Source organism: Burkholderia sp. WAC0059 (assembly GCF_002870125.1).
In the GTDB taxonomy this organism is placed as follows: Bacteria; Pseudomonadota; Gammaproteobacteria; order Burkholderiales; family Burkholderiaceae; genus Paraburkholderia.
Window position 1 is genome coordinate 72,429 of record NZ_PNEO01000018.1, and the last position, 14,850, is coordinate 87,278.

Below are 14,850 nucleotides of genomic sequence, written 5' to 3' on the forward strand. Positions count from 1 at the left end.
CCCCTCCGACTGCTGTTGCCGATTTCCGGGCCGCGATTATACCGGATCAAAACTTGCGGTTATCCATAAATAGACTAATATCCGTATAAAGTTCATATCAGGACTACATCATGCCGAACGCCGCTTCCCTGCCCTCTCCCGCCGGACCGTCGCTGGACGAAATGTCGGCGGCCGGGCTGCGCGCGTTCTTCAACATCGCCCGCGACTGGGACCTGAGCGCCGAGGAGCAGATCGTCCTGCTCGGCTCGCCCGGCCGCTCGACGTTCTTCAAGTGGAAGTCGTCCCCGCAGACGGCGCGTCTGTCCCGCGACACGCTGGAGCGGCTGTCGCTGCTGCTCGGCATCTACAAGGCGCTGCAGATTCTGCTGCCGCAGCCCGCGGCCGCCGACGCCTGGGTCAAGCGGCCGAACGGCGCGCCGCCGTTCGGCGGCCAGCGGGCGCTCGACCGCATGCTGGCCGGCAACGTGAGCGACCTCGTGGCCGTGCGCCAGTATCTCGACGCGATGCGGGGCGGCTGGGCGTGACGGCGGCGGACTGGCAGCAGCGGTGGCGCGTCGCGACGCTCGACTGGTCGCCCGCGTACCGGATCGTTCCGACGCGCTTTCCGGCCGTCAATCTGTTCGACCGGGTCGCCTCGGCCGAAGACTTCGAGGCGCTTTACGCGCTCGAGGCGCTCACCAACGACCGGTTGCGCACCGAAGCCGGCGACCTCGGCCTCGTGCCGCGCGAGGAGCGCCGCTTCGGCCCCGGCTACGGGCCGATCATGGCGGCGTTCACGCATCTGAATCCGCAGGGCAGCCGCTTCTCGGACGGCACCTACGGCGTGTTCTACTGCGCCCGCTCGCGCGCCACCGCGATCGCCGAGACGCGCTACCACGCGCAGCGCTTCCTCGCCGCCACGGCCGAGCCGCCGCTGCGCCAGCAGATGCGGCTCTACACCGTGCTCGCGCGGGGCAGCGCGATGGATCTGCGCGGCGACCCGGCGCTCGATCCCGCGGTGCTCTCGCCGCACGACTACGCGGCCGGCCAGGCGCTCGGCCGCGCGGCGCGCGATGCCGGCGCGCCGGGCATCGTCTATCCGTCGGTGCGCGACGCGGGCGGCGAATGTCTGGCCGCGCTGCGCACGACGCTTTTGCAGACGTGCCGTCACGCGGCCTATCTGGAATACAACTGGAACGGCCGGGCGGTCGACATGGTGTTCGAGCTCAATCGCATCGGGTAGATGCCTGTCCGCACCGACCACGGCGGGCTGGCGAACGCGCCTTTGCAAGCGGCGGGTGCAACGCTCAGGGCAGCGCCAACGCCGCCGCGCCCGCGGCCTTCGCCTCGGCGACCGACACCGACCACTGACGCAGGCTCGCGGCCTCGACCACGGTGAGCCGGCCGCCGGCGGAAAACGCCCCCGTATCGACGAATATCTGCGAGCCGATGTGCTGCACGTCGTGCAGCGGCGTGTGTCCGCAGAACGTGCGCGAAAGCCCCGGCTGTACATGCGCGGGGCCGACGCTATAGGCCAGCTCGCGGCCCCAGAGCATCCGCTGGCGCACCGTCTGGTCGAAGTCGCCGGCGTCGAGTTCGGCATCGTCGCCGAAGAACTCGGCATGCAGCACGTTGAAACGCGCGGCGCCGCGGCCCACCACGCGCGCGAGCGGCAAATCGCGAAGCCGCCTGGCATATCCCGCCAGTTGCCCGTGGGACAGCGCCGCGGCCCACTCCCCGCCGATCGCGTACCAGCGATCGCGGCTCAGCCGGCCCTGGGCGACCGCGCACAGCGTGTCCTCGTGATTGCCGAGGACGGCGTAAAACCAGGGCCGGTCGAGCAGCGCCAGCGCCCCCTCCGACTGCGCGCCGCGATCCACGAGATCGCCGACGGAGAACAAACGGTCCCGCACCGGATCGAACCGGATCTCGTGCAGCAGATAGCGCAACGCGTCGACGCAACCGTGCAGGTCGCCGACCACGAAGTCGCGACCCGCGTCGTTGCCCGCGTGGTGCACGACGGCGGGAGGATTAGCGGAGGTCATGCCTTCATGATAGGTCTCGGCACGCGGCGCGTATGCGGGGCGAATCACACTTCCGGCCGTGCCTGCCCGGCGCCGGCCGCCTTTCGTCTTCCCTGCATCGCGCGGGCATTGCGCCGTCCGCTGTAGAATCGTCCCGCCCCTTTTTCCCCGACCGGTCCGACGCCCATGAATCTCTATCCCCAGGTCCTCCGCAACCGGCCGCACATGATGATCGGCCTGCTCGCCGGCGTGGTCTGCGCCGCGCTCGTCCCGCAACCGATGCACGCCATCGCGCGCGTGCTCGTCGGGTGGGACGTGGCCATCTGGACCTATCTCGTGCTGATCTGGCTGCGCATGGCGTCCCTCGGCGAGGACGAGGTGCGCCGCCACGCGCAGCGCGACGACGAGAAGGCCGTCATCGTGCTGTTCGTGGTCTGCACGGCCACGGTGGCGAGCATCGCCGCCATCGTGCTGGAGCTCGCCTCGCCGACGAAGGACATGAGCATGGCCTTGCGGATCCTGCACCCGCTGCTCACGGGCATGACGCTGATCGGCGCATGGTTCCTGATCCCGACCATCTTCTCGCTGCACTACGCGCGGCTCTACTACGCCTCGGCACCCGGCGCGCCGGCCCTGACGTTCCCCGACCGGCAACTGACGCCGAACTACTGGGACTTTCTTTACTTCTCGTTCACGCTCGCCGTCGCCTCGCAAACCGCCGACATCGGCCTCGCGAACCGTAGCGCGCGGCGCGCCGTGCTCGCCCAGGCGATCCTGTCGTTCTATTTCAACGTGGCGGTGCTCGGGCTCTGCGTGAACGTCGCGGCGGGCATGCTCTAGGGGCAACCCCCGCCGTCACGGCTTGCGGCGCCGGCGGCGCAACGGCGGCTCGTCCCCACCCGGCGGGCTCCTTCCCCGGGGCGAGTCCCGCCCTTCTCCCCCCGCCCCCACTTTCTCTCCTGCCTGCGGCACACCGCTTGCTGTGCTATCGGCGACAAATCGTGCCGTACCCGCACGAGGCAGCGCACCGTTCTTTGCACTACAACTCTAGTGAACCGGACGCGTCGCCCGGGCGCGGCCCGGTTCCGGCAGCCCGACCGACGGACGACGTCATCGCATTGCGCCGCGGACGCGCCCGTCCGAAGCACCTGGAAGACGACCGATGGAACCTCCCCATGCTTACGCACCACGGATCTACTTCGTCCATTCCGCCCTGGTCGGGCCGCTCGACGCCTGGCCTGCCTGCTTCGCCCACGCCGCCGCGCTCGGCTTCGACCATGTCCTGATCGGCGCGCTGTTCGAACCGGGACCGAACGGCGACGGCCGCCTCGTCGCCGACTCTGCTCGGCTGCATCCGGCCCTCGCCGCCGCGCAACCTGCCGACGCGGCGTTGCGCACGCTCTGCGCGGCCGCGCGCGAGCACGGCCTGACGCTGCTCGCCGACCTCGCGCTCGACCGCGTGGCGGCCGGCGGCGCGCTCCACACGGCGAACCCTGGCTCGTTCCTTCCGTTCGAACCCGGCGACGCCCGGCTCGATCCGCGCGACGGGCACCCTGAAGCGAACGCCGTCTGGGCCGATTTCGCGCGCGACGCCGCGACGAACGGCACGCCGCTCCTCGCCTCGTGGACCCGTCGTCTCGTCGAACTCGGCGACGCGGGCCTCGGCGGCTTCCGCTTCGATTCGCCCCATCGCACGCCGCCGGGCTTCTGGCGCGCGCTCGGCGCGACCGTGCGCGCGCGCCATCCGCAGATGCGCTGGCTCGCCGCCACGCCGGGCCTCGCCCGCGACGAGATCGCGCGGCTCGAAGGCGCCGGCTTCGACGCCACGTTCTCGTCGCTGCGCTGGTGGGACTTCGCCTCGAGCTGGCTCGTCGAGGAGCACGACGTGCTGCGCCGCGTCGGCTCGCCCGTCGCGTTTCCGGAAGCGCCGTACGGCACGCGGCTCGTGCGCGACTTCGACGGCGCGGCCGACCCGCACACAGTCAGGGCCGGCTACCGGCGTCTGATGCGCGCCGCCGCCGCGCTCGGCACGGGCTGGCTCGTGCCGATGGGCTTCGAGTACGGCATCGGCGAGGCCGTCTCACCCGCCAGCGGCAGCGCCGCCGCGTACGCCGACGCGAAAGCGCGCGCGCCGTTCGATCTCAGCGCCGACATCGCCGCCTGCAACGCGCTCCAGCGCGAGACGTGGATCGCCTCCGCCAACGGCGCGTGGCGCATGCTGAGCAGCCCCGACGCGCCCGTGGCGGCGCTGCTGCGCGGCGATAGCGCCGATCCGCGCGAGGCCGGCGAGGCGGTACTCGTGCTGGCGAACCCGTCGCTCGACGCGCCGGTGCGCGTCGAGATGGCCCGGCTCCTCGACGGCGTGCCGGGCAACTTCACACGTTTCACGCCGCTCGACGGCGGGTCGCCTCTGACGGCCCATGCCTCGCCCCGCGCGGCCGCCGAGATCCCCGAGGTCTTCGCGTTGCCGGCCGGCGCCTGCCGGCTCTTCAGCGCGCTCGCGAGCCCCCCCGTCGTGCTCGCGCCGCCGGCCGACCTCGCGAAGCATCCGACGAGCGGCCAGCGCAGCGTGACCGAGGCGCTCGGCGCGCCGCGCATCGCGATCGAAAGCGTCTCGCCCTCGGTCGAGCACGGCCGCTTCGCCGCCAGACGCACGATCGGCGAGCGCGTCGAAGTGCGCGCCGCGATCTTCGCGGACGGCCACGACCGCCTCGACGCCGCCGTGCTCTGGCGCGCCGCCGACGAAACCGCCTGGCACGAAACGCCGATGACGCCGCTCGACCCGCCCGGCACCGACCTCTGGCACGCGCGAATTCCGCTGCAACGCGTCGGCCGCCACGAGTTCGTCGTGATCGCCTGGCGCGACGACTTCGCCTCGCTCGTCGATCATCTGCAGAAAAAGCGCGCGGCCGGCCAGGACGTCGAGCTCGAATTCGAGGAGGCGAGCCGCCTGCTCGCGCTCGTGCTCGCCACGGCCGAAACGGGCGCAGACGGCGACCCGTCCGCGCTCGCGGCGCTCGACGCGATCGTCCGGCGCTTCCTCGGCGCCGCCGCCGACGCCGACGCGCGCTGCGCGCTGCTGGCCGCGCCGGCGACGGCCGCGGCCGTGCGCGCGGCGCGCCACCGCCCGTTCCTCTCGCGCGACCCGCAAGTCCGGCGCATCGACGTCGAGCGCGCGGCCGCGCGTTTCGCGAGCTGGTACGAGCTCTTTCCGCGCTCGATGAGCGACGACGAAACGCGGCACGGCACGTTCGACGACGTCGTCGCGAAGCTGCCGCGCATCCGCGACATGGGCTTCGACGTGCTCTACTTCCCGCCGATCCACCCGATCGGCCTCGCCCATCGCAAGGGACGCAACAACGCGCTCGCCGCACAGCCCGGCGACGTGGGCAGCCCCTACGCGATCGGCGCGGCCGGGGGCGGCCACACGGCGATCCATCCGCAGCTCGGCACGCTCGACGACTTCCGCCGGCTGCTGGACGCCGCGCACGCGCACGGGCTCGAAATCGCGCTCGACTTCGCCGTCCAGTGCTCGCCCGATCATCCGTGGCTCGCGGCGCATCCCGGCTGGTTCGCCCGGCGTCCCGACGGCACGCTGCGCTACGCGGAAAACCCGCCGAAGAAGTACCAGGACATCGTGAATCCGGAGTTCTACGCGCAGGACGCGAAGCCCGGCCTCTGGCTCGCGCTGCGCGACGCGATCCTGTTCTGGATCGGCGCGGGCGTGCGCCTCTTCCGCGTCGACAATCCGCACACCAAGCCGCTGCCGTTCTGGGAATGGCTCATCGCCGACGTGCGCGCGCGCCATCCGGACACGATCTTCCTCGCCGAAGCCTTCACGCGGCCGCGCCTCATGTACCGGCTCGCCAAGCTCGGCTTCTCGCAGTCGTACAGCTACTTCACCTGGCGCGAGTCGAAGCGCGACTTCGTCGACTACCTGACCGAACTTACGCAGACCGACGCGCGCGAGTTCTATCGGCCGAACTTTTTCGTCAACACGCCGGACATCAACCCGCGCCATCTGCAAACGGGCCGGCGCGCCAGCTTCCTGATCCGCGCGGCGTTGGCCGCGACGCTCTCGGGGCTTTGGGGCGTCTACTGCGGCTTCGAGCTCTGCGAGGCGCGCGCGCTGCCCGACAGCGAGGAATATCTCGACTCGGAGAAATACCAGCTCCGCGCCTGGGACTGGCAGCGCCCCGGCAACATCGTCGCGGAAATCGCGGCGCTCAACCGCATCCGCCGCGCGAACCCGGCGCTCCAGACGCACCTGGGGCTCACGTTCCTCGACGCGCGCAACGACCGGATACTCTGCTTCGAAAAGGCGACGCCCTCGCGCGAGAACGTCGTCGTCGTCGCGATCAATCTCGACGCGTTCGACGAGCAGGGCGCGGACTTCGCGCTTTCGCCGGACACGTTCGGCCGCTGGGGGCTCGACGACCACGCGGCGCTCGCGGTCGTCGACGAGATGAACGGCGCGCGCTTCGCCTGGAACGGGCGCTGGCAGCACGTGCGGCTCGATCCGGCGCGGCCGTTCGCGATCTGGCGCCTCGCGCCGGCGAGCGGCCTGCCGCGCGAGGCGCCGGACGCGGCCGAGCTGCGGGCCGCACTGCAGGACGAGTTGCGGGACGAATGGCAAACCGAAGCGCAAATCGAAACGCAAACTGAACTGCAGACCGGATCGCGGCGCACCGCGCCGGCCGGCACGCCGACCGCCTGCGCGAATGCAAGTGCGAGTGCCCGCGCAAGCATCGCCGGCCACCCCGAACCCGGCGCGGATTGCCCCGCAGGAGGCGCGACATGAAACGCGACATCTCGCCTCGCGAATCCGCCGCGCCGTCCGTGCTCGCCCGCGCGCCCGGCATGACCGGCTCCGTCGCACACGACCCGACCGTCCCCGAGGTGGAGCGCCGCGCCGTGCTGCACGGCGCACGGCGCAACCGGCCCTCGCTGCTGACCAACGACCCGCTCTGGTACAAGGACGCCGTCATCTACCAGGTGCACGTGAAGTCGTTCTTCGATTCGAACAACGACGGCGTCGGCGACTTCCCGGGCCTGCTCGCCAAGCTCGACTACATCGCGGCGCTCGGCGTCACGGCCGTCTGGCTGCTGCCGTTCTACCCCTCGCCGCGCCGCGACGACGGCTACGACATCGCCGACTACCGCAACGTGCATCCCGACTACGGCCAGCTCTCCGACGTGCGCCACTTCATCCAGGAGGCGCACGCGCGCGGCATCCGCGTCATCACGGAGCTCGTTATCAACCATACCTCGGACCAGCATCCGTGGTTCCAGCGCGCGCGCCGCGCGCGGCCCGGCTCGAATCACCGCAACTACTACGTCTGGTCCGACACCGACACGAAATACGCGGGCACGCGCATCATCTTCATCGACTCGGAGCCGTCGAACTGGACCCACGACCCGGTGGCGGGCGCCTACTACTGGCACCGCTTCTACTCGCACCAGCCGGACCTGAACTTCGACAACCCGTCGGTGATGCGCGAGGTGCTGCACATCATGCGCTTCTGGCTCGACATGGGCATCGACGGGCTGCGGCTCGACGCGGTGCCCTACCTCGTCGAACGCGAAGGCACGAACAACGAGAATCTGCCCGAGACCCACGCCGTCCTCAAGCAGATCCGCGCAACCATCGACGCCCACTACCCGAACCGGATGCTGCTCGCCGAGGCGAACCAGTGGCCCGAGGACGTGCAGGAATACTTCGGCCGCGAGGACGAATGCCAGATGGCGTTCCACTTCCCGCTGATGCCGCGCATCTACATGGCGATCGCGAGCGAGGACCGCTTTCCGATCATCGACATCATGAAGCAGACGCCGGACCTGCCGCCCACCTGCCAGTGGGCGATCTTCCTGCGCAACCACGACGAGCTCACGCTCGAGATGGTCACGGACTCCGAGCGCGACTACCTCTGGGACACCTACGCGAGCGACCGGCGCGCGCGCCTGAATCTCGGCATCCGCCGGCGTCTCGCGCCGCTCATGGAGCGCGACCGCCGCCGCATCGAGCTCATCAACTCGCTGCTGCTCTCGATGCCGGGCACGCCCGTCATCTACTACGGCGACGAGCTCGGCATGGGCGACAACATCCACCTCGGCGACCGCGACGGCGTGCGCACGCCGATGCAGTGGTCGGCCGACCGCAACGGCGGCTTCTCGCGCGCGGACCCCGAACAGCTCGTGCTGCCGCCGCTGATGGGCTCGCTCTATGGCTACGACGCGATCAACGTCGAGGCGCAGAGCCGCGATCCGCACTCGCTCCTGAACTGGACCCGCCGCATGCTCGCGACGCGCCGCTCGAAGCAGGCGTTCGGACGCGGCACGATCCGCTTCCTGCGGCCCGACAATCGCAAGATCCTCGCCTATCTGCGCGAGATGCCGGGCGAGGCGCCGATCCTTTGCGTCGCGAATCTCTCGCGCGCGCCGCAGGCGGTCGAACTCGATCTCTCCGAGTTCGCGGGCGCAGCGCCCGTGGAGATGACGGCCGATTCGGTGTTCCCCTCGATCGGCCAGCTACCCTACCTGCTGACCTTCCCGCCCTACGGCTTCCTCTGGTTCCTGCTCTGCCGGGACGGCCAGCGGCCCGCGTGGAGCCAGCCCGTCTCCGAGCAATTGCCCGAGTTCGTCACCGTCGTGATCCGCGAGGGACAGGCCGGACCGACGCCCGAAAACGTGCGGTTGCTCGAATCGGAAGTACTGCCTTCGTGGCTCGCCAGGCGCCGCTGGTTCGCCTCGAAGGACCGGCCGCTCGCGCGCGTGCGCCTCGCCGCGCTGACGACGATCGTCGGCGCGGGCTTCGCGTTCACCGAAATCGAGGCCGAGCCCGTCGGCGGCGCCGTCGAGCGCTACGTGCTGCCGATCGCGATCACCTGGGGCACCGACACGCCCACGCCGCTGCATCTGCAGCTCGCGCTCGCGCGCGTGCGCCGCGGCCGCACGATCGGCCATCTCACCGACGCCTACGCGCTGCCGCACTTCGCCCACGGCGTGCTGCGCAAGCTGCGCGAGCGCGCCGTCGTGACGACCGTGCAGATGAGCGAGATCCGCTTCGAGCCGACCGAACGCTTCGACGCGCTGGCGCTCGGCGAAACGCCCGAAATCCGCTGGCTCGCGGCCGAGCAGAGCAACAGCTCGCTCGTGATCGCGGAGGCCGCCGTGCTCAAGCTCGTGCGGCGGCTGACCTCGGGCGTGCATCCGGAAACGGAGATGAGCCGCTACCTGACCCAGCTCGGCTACGCGAACACGGCGCCGCTTTACGGCGAGGTGGTGCGCGTCGATCCGGCCGGCGTGCCGCACACGCTCGCCATCCTGCAGGGCTTCATCGACAACCAGGGCAACGCGTGGGACTGGGCGCTCGACTACCTGCGCCGGACCATCGACGAGCTCGCGCTCGCGCCCGAGGGCGACGAGCCCGCACCCGAGCGCATGAGCGAGGACGAGGCCGTGCGCAGCTACTGCACCGTGATCGGCACGATCGGGCGGCGGCTCGGCGAGCTGCACGCCGCGCTCGCCTCGGCCAGCGACGACCCTGCCTTCTCGCCCGAGCCGGCCTCGCCCGGCGACATCGAGGCCTGGGTGGCCGGTGCGAAGGACATGCTCGCGCGCGCGCTCGATCTCCTCGCCCTGGGCCTCGAACGCCGCCGGCCCGCGCTCGCCGACGAAACGCTCGCGCTCGTCTCGCACCTCGTCGCGCATCGCGCGGCGCTGCTCGACGCGCTCTCGCAGCGCGTCTCCGCCGACGCGACGGCCTGGCGCATCCGCATCCACGGCGACTTCCACCTCGGGCAGGTGCTGCTGGCCCAGGGCGACGCCTATCTGATCGACTTCGAGGGCGAACCCGCGCGCACGCTCGAGGAGCGGCGCGCCAGGACCTGCGCGCTGCGCGACGTGGCGGGGCTGCTGCGCTCGCTTTCGTATGCGGGCGCGGCCGCGCAATCGACGACCGAGAGCGCGCCGCAACCGATGGCCGAACGCAAACGCATCCTCTTCGACCGCTTCCGCGGCCATGCCGCCGAGGCATTCCTGAGCCAGTACCGCGTAGCGGCCGCCGCCTCGCCGGTGCCGCTCGTCGGCGCCACGCACGAACAGGCGCTACTCGACCTCTTCCTGATCGAGAAGGCCGCCTACGAAATCTGCTACGAGGCCGCCAACCGGCCCGCCTGGCTCGGCCTGCCCGTGCGCGGGCTCGCAGCGCTCGCGAGCCGCGTGCTCGGCACGCCGATGCCCGGCGACCCGGCCGGTCCCGCCGGCCCTTCTTCTGGCCCTTCCGGTCCCTCTGGTCCCGCCGGGTCGTCGGGATCGTCGGGCGCGCAAAATCCGCCGGCAACGGGCGGCCCGTCTCCGGCCCCCGGCGGAGGAGGCCCGCATGGGTGAGGGCCGCGACCCGGCGGCCGGTCTGAGCGAGCACGAGATCGACGCGCTCGTCCTTGCGCGTCATGCCGATCCGTTCGCGCTGCTCGGCCTGCACCGCATCGACGGCCAACCCTACGTGCGCGCGCTGCTGCCCGGCGCGGCCCGCGTGACCGTCGTGGCCCGCGACGACGCGCGGCCGCTCGGCGAGCTCGCGCGTATCCATCCCGCGGGACTGTTCGCCGGGCGCGTCGACGGCATCGGATCGGGCGCTGCCTACCGGCTCGCAATCGACTGGCCCGGCGCGCGCCAGAACGTAGAGGATCCCTATTCGTTCGGCCTGCTGCTCGACGACGACGTGCTGCGGCGGTTCGCCGACGGCGACCCCTACGCCGTGCTCGACTGCCTGGGCGCGCGCATGCTCGTCCAGGACGGCGTGCCCGGCGTGCGCTTCGCCGTGTGGGCGCCGAACGCGCGCCGCGTGGCCGTCGTCGGCGACTTCAACGGCTGGGACGGCCGCCGCCATCCGATGCGGCTGCGCCACGCGGCCGGCGTCTGGGAGTTGTTCGTGCCGCGCGTCGCAGCCGGCGCGCGCTACAAGTACGAGATCGTCGGCGCACACGGCGACGTGCTGCCGCTCAAGGCCGACCCCTGCGCCCGGCAGACCGAGCGGCCGCCGGCCACGGCCTCCGTCATCGCCGACGACGGCGCGCTCGACGGCTACCGCTGGCGCGACGCGGCCTGGCTCGAACCGCGCGCGCAGCGCCAGGGCCCGCGCGCGCCGATCTCGATCTACGAGGTCCATGCGCCGTCCTGGCTCGGCGAACCGGCGGCCGGCTGGGCCGCGCTCGCGGACCGGCTGATCCCCTACGCGCAGGGCATGGGCTTCACGCACCTCGAACTGCTGCCCGTCGCCGAGTACCCGTTCGGCGGCTCGTGGGGCTACCAGCCGCTCGCGCAGTTCGCGCCCACGGCGCGGCTCGGCGCGCCGCAGGACTTCGCCGCGTTCGTCGACCGCGCGCACGAGGCCGGCCTCGGCGTGCTGCTCGACTGGGTGCCCGCGCACTTTCCGAACGACGCGCACGGCCTCGCGCAATTCGACGGCACGCCGCTCTACGAGCACGCGGACCCGCGCGAAGGCCTGCACCCCGACTGGAACACGCTCGTCTACAACCTCGGCCGCCGCGAAGTGAGCGCGTTCCTGCTCGCCTCGGCGCTAGCCTGGCTCGACCGCTATCACGTCGACGGGCTGCGCGTGGACGCCGTCGCCTCGATGCTCTACCGCGACTATTCGCGCGCGCCCGGCGCCTGGGTGCCCAATGCGCACGGCGGACGCGAGAACCTCGAATCGATCGCGTTCCTGAGACGGCTAAACCACGAGGTGCGGCACGTGCCGGGGCGGCCCGGCGTCGTCACCGTCGCCGAGGAATCGACGGCATGGCCCGGCGTGACCGCGCGCGTCGAGGACGGCGGCCTCGGCTTCAGCTTCAAATGGAACATGGGCTGGATGCACGACACGCTGCATTACCTGCGCGAAGACCCGCTGTACCGCCGCCATCACCATCACCAGATGACGTTCGGCCTCGTCTACGCGTTCTCCGAGCGCTTCGTGCTGCCGCTCTCGCACGACGAGGTCGTGCACGGCAAGGGCTCGCTCATCGGCAAGATGCCCGGCGACCGCTGGCAGCGCTTCGCGAACCTGCGCGCCTATTTCGGCTTCATGTGGGCACACCCAGGCAAGAAGCTGCTGTTCATGGGCGGAGAGCTCGCGCAGTCCGCCGAGTTCGATCCCGACGGCGCCCCGCACTGGTCCCTGCTCGACGACCCGCTGCATCGCGGCATGCAGACGCTCGTGCGCGACCTGAACCGGCTCCATGCGGCCGAGCCCGCGCTGCACGCGCTCGACGGCGAACCGGCCGGTTTCGAATGGATCGTCGCCGACGACGCCGGCAACAGCGTGCTCGCCTGGCGCCGCACGGACGGCGCAGGCCGCGAGGTAGTCGCCGTCTGCAACTTCACGCCGGTGCCGCGCCACGGCTACCGGATCGGCCTGCCGCTGCCGGGCCGCTGGATCGAGCGCATCAATACGGACAGCGAGGCCTACGGCGGTTCGAACGTCGGCAACGGCGGGCTCGTCGTCACCGAGGACGTGGCGAGCCACGGCCAGCCGCAGTCGGCCTCGCTCGTGCTGCCGCCGCTCGGCACGCTGATCCTCGGGAGGCAGCCATGAGCGGCGTGCTCGCGCGAACGGGCGGCGGCACGACACGTCGCGCGCGCCGGACGAGGCGCAAGGAAGCCCGCGATGGCCGCCGGGACTAACGGCCTCGGCCTGCCCGACCGCATGCTGCCGGGCGCGCCCGCGCCGCTCGGCGCGACGTGGGACGGCCTCGGCACGAACTTCGCCGTGTTCTCGGCCCACGCCTCGCGCATCGAGCTATGCCTGTTCGATCCGACCGGCCGCAAGGAGCGCGTGCGCTACGCGCTGCCCGAATGCACCGACGAGGTCTGGCACGGCTATCTGCCGGGCGCGCACCCGGGCACGACTTACGGGCTGCGCGCGTACGGCCCGTACCAGCCGCAGCAGGGCCACCGCTTCAACCCGTACAAGCTGCTGCTCGACCCCTACGCGCGGCGGCTCGTCGGCCCGTTCCGCTGGTCGGACGCGCTCTTCGGCTACCGCGCGCATTCGAACCGCGGCGACCTCTCGCTCGATCGCCGCGACTCCGCGCCCGCCATGCCCAAGTGCGTCGTGACGCACGAGCGCTTCGACTGGTCCCGCGACGTCCGGCCCGACGTGCCGTGGGGCGAGACGGTGATCCTGGAGACGCATCTGCGCGGCGCGTCGATGCTGCGCCACGACCTGCGCGCGCACCTGCGCGGCACGTTCGCGGCGCTCGCCTCGCCGCGCTTCGTCGAGCATCTGGCGAAGCTCGGCGTCACGGCCGTCGAGCTGATGCCCGTGCACGCGTTCCTGCACGAGCGCTTCCTCGTCGAGCGCGGGCTGCGCAACTACTGGGGCTACAACCCGGCCGCGTTCTTCGTGCCCGAGCCGTCCTACCTCTCGAACCACGATCCCGACGAAATGCGCATCGCCGTGCGCCAGCTCCACGCGGCCGGCATCGAGGTCATTCTCGACGTGGTCTACAACCACACCTGCGAAGGCAACGAGAGCGGCCCGACGCTCGCCTGGCGCGGGCTCGACAACGCGAGCTACTACCGCCTCGCGCCCGGCGACGAGCGCCATTTCGTCAACGACACCGGCTGCGGCAACACGCTGAACCTCTCGCATCCGCGCGTGCTGCAGATGGTCGTCGATTCGCTGCGCCACTGGGCCGACTCGTATCGCGTGGACGGCTTCCGCTTCGACCTCGGCACGACGCTCGGGCGCGAGGCGTCGGGCTTCGATCCCGGCGCGGGATTCTTCGACGTGCTGCGCCAGGACCCGGCGCTCTCGCGCTGCAAGCTGATCGCCGAGCCCTGGGACGTGGGCCCCGGCGGCTATCAGCTCGGCAACTACCCGCCGGGGTTCGCCGAATGGAACGACCGCTTCCGCGACAGCGTGCGCCGCTACTGGCGCGGCGACCCGGGCCAGCGGGCCGACCTCGCGGCGCGCCTGACCGGCTCAGCCGACCTGTTCGACAGGCGCATGCGCCGGCCGTGGGCATCGCTGAATTTCGTCGCATCGCACGACGGCTTCACGCTCGCGGACCTCGTCGCCTACGAGCACAAGCACAACGAAGCCAACGGCGAGGAAAACCGCGACGGCCACAACGAGAACGCAAGCGCGAACTGGGGGGCCGAGGGACCGACCGACGACCCCGGCATCGCCGACACGCGCGCGCGCGTGGCCCGCTCGATGCTCGCCACGCTCCTCGTCTCGCTCGGCACGCCGATGCTGCTGGCCGGCGACGAGCTCGGCCGTACGCAGCGCGGCAACAACAACGCCTATTGTCAGGATAACGATACGTCCTGGCTCGACTGGACGCTCGCCGACACGCCGGCCGGCCAGACGATGCGTGCGTTCGTCGGGCGCGCCGTCGCGCTGCGCCGCGCGCATCCGCTGCTGCGGGAAACCCGCTTTCTGTTCGGCGAACGCGAGGTGCTGCCCGGCGTGCGCGACGTCGCCTGGTTCGACGAGCACGGCGAGCCGCTTTCGCCGCAGGCGTGGCAGGACCCCGAGGCGCGCGCGTTCGCGCTGCGCCGCGCCGGGCCCGGCCCCGACGGCGAGACGGAAGTGTTGCTGCTGATGCTCAACGCGTCGGCGGGCGCCGTGACGTTCGCCCTGCCCGCGCCGCCGCTGGCATGGCAAGTGCTGCTCGACACGGCACGGCCCGACGCCGCGCCGTACGCATTGGCCGGCAGCACCTTCGACGTCGGGGCCCACACGCTCGCGGTGCTCGGCTCGGCCGCCGCATCCGCCCCGGCCGACGGCAACGGCGGCAACGCCATCCGCGAAGACGGCCTCGAAGCCGAATAGCGCCGC

General features: G+C 71.5%; 8 protein-coding genes. 7 read left to right on the top strand and 1 reads right to left on the bottom strand.

What is annotated here, in order from left to right:
- Positions 1–110: 110 nt before the first annotated feature.
- The gene (locus CY652_RS18285; protein ID WP_102132127.1) at positions 111–524 is read left to right on the top strand and encodes an MbcA/ParS/Xre antitoxin family protein; all 414 of its coding nucleotides are present in this window, start codon (positions 111–113) and stop codon (positions 522–524) included.
- Positions 521–1,222 carry an RES family NAD+ phosphorylase gene (locus CY652_RS18290; protein WP_102132128.1) on the top strand — a complete coding sequence of 234 codons (702 nt, stop codon included), beginning with the start codon at positions 521–523 and terminating at the stop codon, positions 1,220–1,222. The genes CY652_RS18285 and CY652_RS18290 overlap by 4 nt, the downstream gene beginning before the upstream one ends.
- A 64-nt stretch (positions 1,223–1,286) precedes the next feature.
- Here CY652_RS18290 and CY652_RS18295 read toward each other — a convergent pair whose 3' ends face one another.
- Positions 1,287–2,024: a metallophosphoesterase gene (locus tag CY652_RS18295; protein ID WP_102132129.1), complete on the bottom strand. Its 738-nt coding sequence runs from the start codon at positions 2,022–2,024 to the stop codon at positions 1,287–1,289.
- A 165-nt stretch (positions 2,025–2,189) separates the two neighbouring features.
- On the opposite strand from CY652_RS18295, the gene CY652_RS18300 reads away from it, so the two are divergent.
- The 5 genes from CY652_RS18300 to glgX all read left to right on the top strand — a co-directional run bounded on the left by CY652_RS18300 (position 2,190) and on the right by glgX (position 14,844).
- Positions 2,190–2,843: a DUF1345 domain-containing protein gene (locus tag CY652_RS18300; protein WP_102132130.1), complete on the top strand. Its 654-nt coding sequence runs from the start codon at positions 2,190–2,192 to the stop codon at positions 2,841–2,843.
- Positions 2,844–3,165: 322 nt separating this feature from the next.
- Positions 3,166–6,804, top strand: coding sequence for an alpha-1,4-glucan--maltose-1-phosphate maltosyltransferase (locus CY652_RS18305; protein ID WP_102132131.1), 3,639 nt, complete (start codon positions 3,166–3,168; stop codon positions 6,802–6,804).
- A complete protein-coding gene (gene treS, locus CY652_RS18310) occupies positions 6,801–10,391 on the top strand; it encodes a maltose alpha-D-glucosyltransferase (protein ID WP_102132132.1) in 3,591 nt (1,196 codons plus the stop codon). Before CY652_RS18305 ends, treS begins: the two co-directional genes overlap by 4 nt.
- Entirely contained in the window at positions 10,384–12,597 is a 2,214-nt protein-coding gene (gene glgB, locus CY652_RS18315; protein WP_102132133.1) for a 1,4-alpha-glucan branching protein GlgB, read from the top strand. Before treS ends, glgB begins: the two co-directional genes overlap by 8 nt.
- A 72-nt stretch (positions 12,598–12,669) precedes the next feature.
- Entirely contained in the window at positions 12,670–14,844 is a 2,175-nt protein-coding gene (gene glgX / locus CY652_RS18320) for a glycogen debranching protein GlgX (protein WP_102132134.1), read from the top strand.
- The last annotated feature ends 6 nt before the right edge of the window (positions 14,845–14,850 follow it).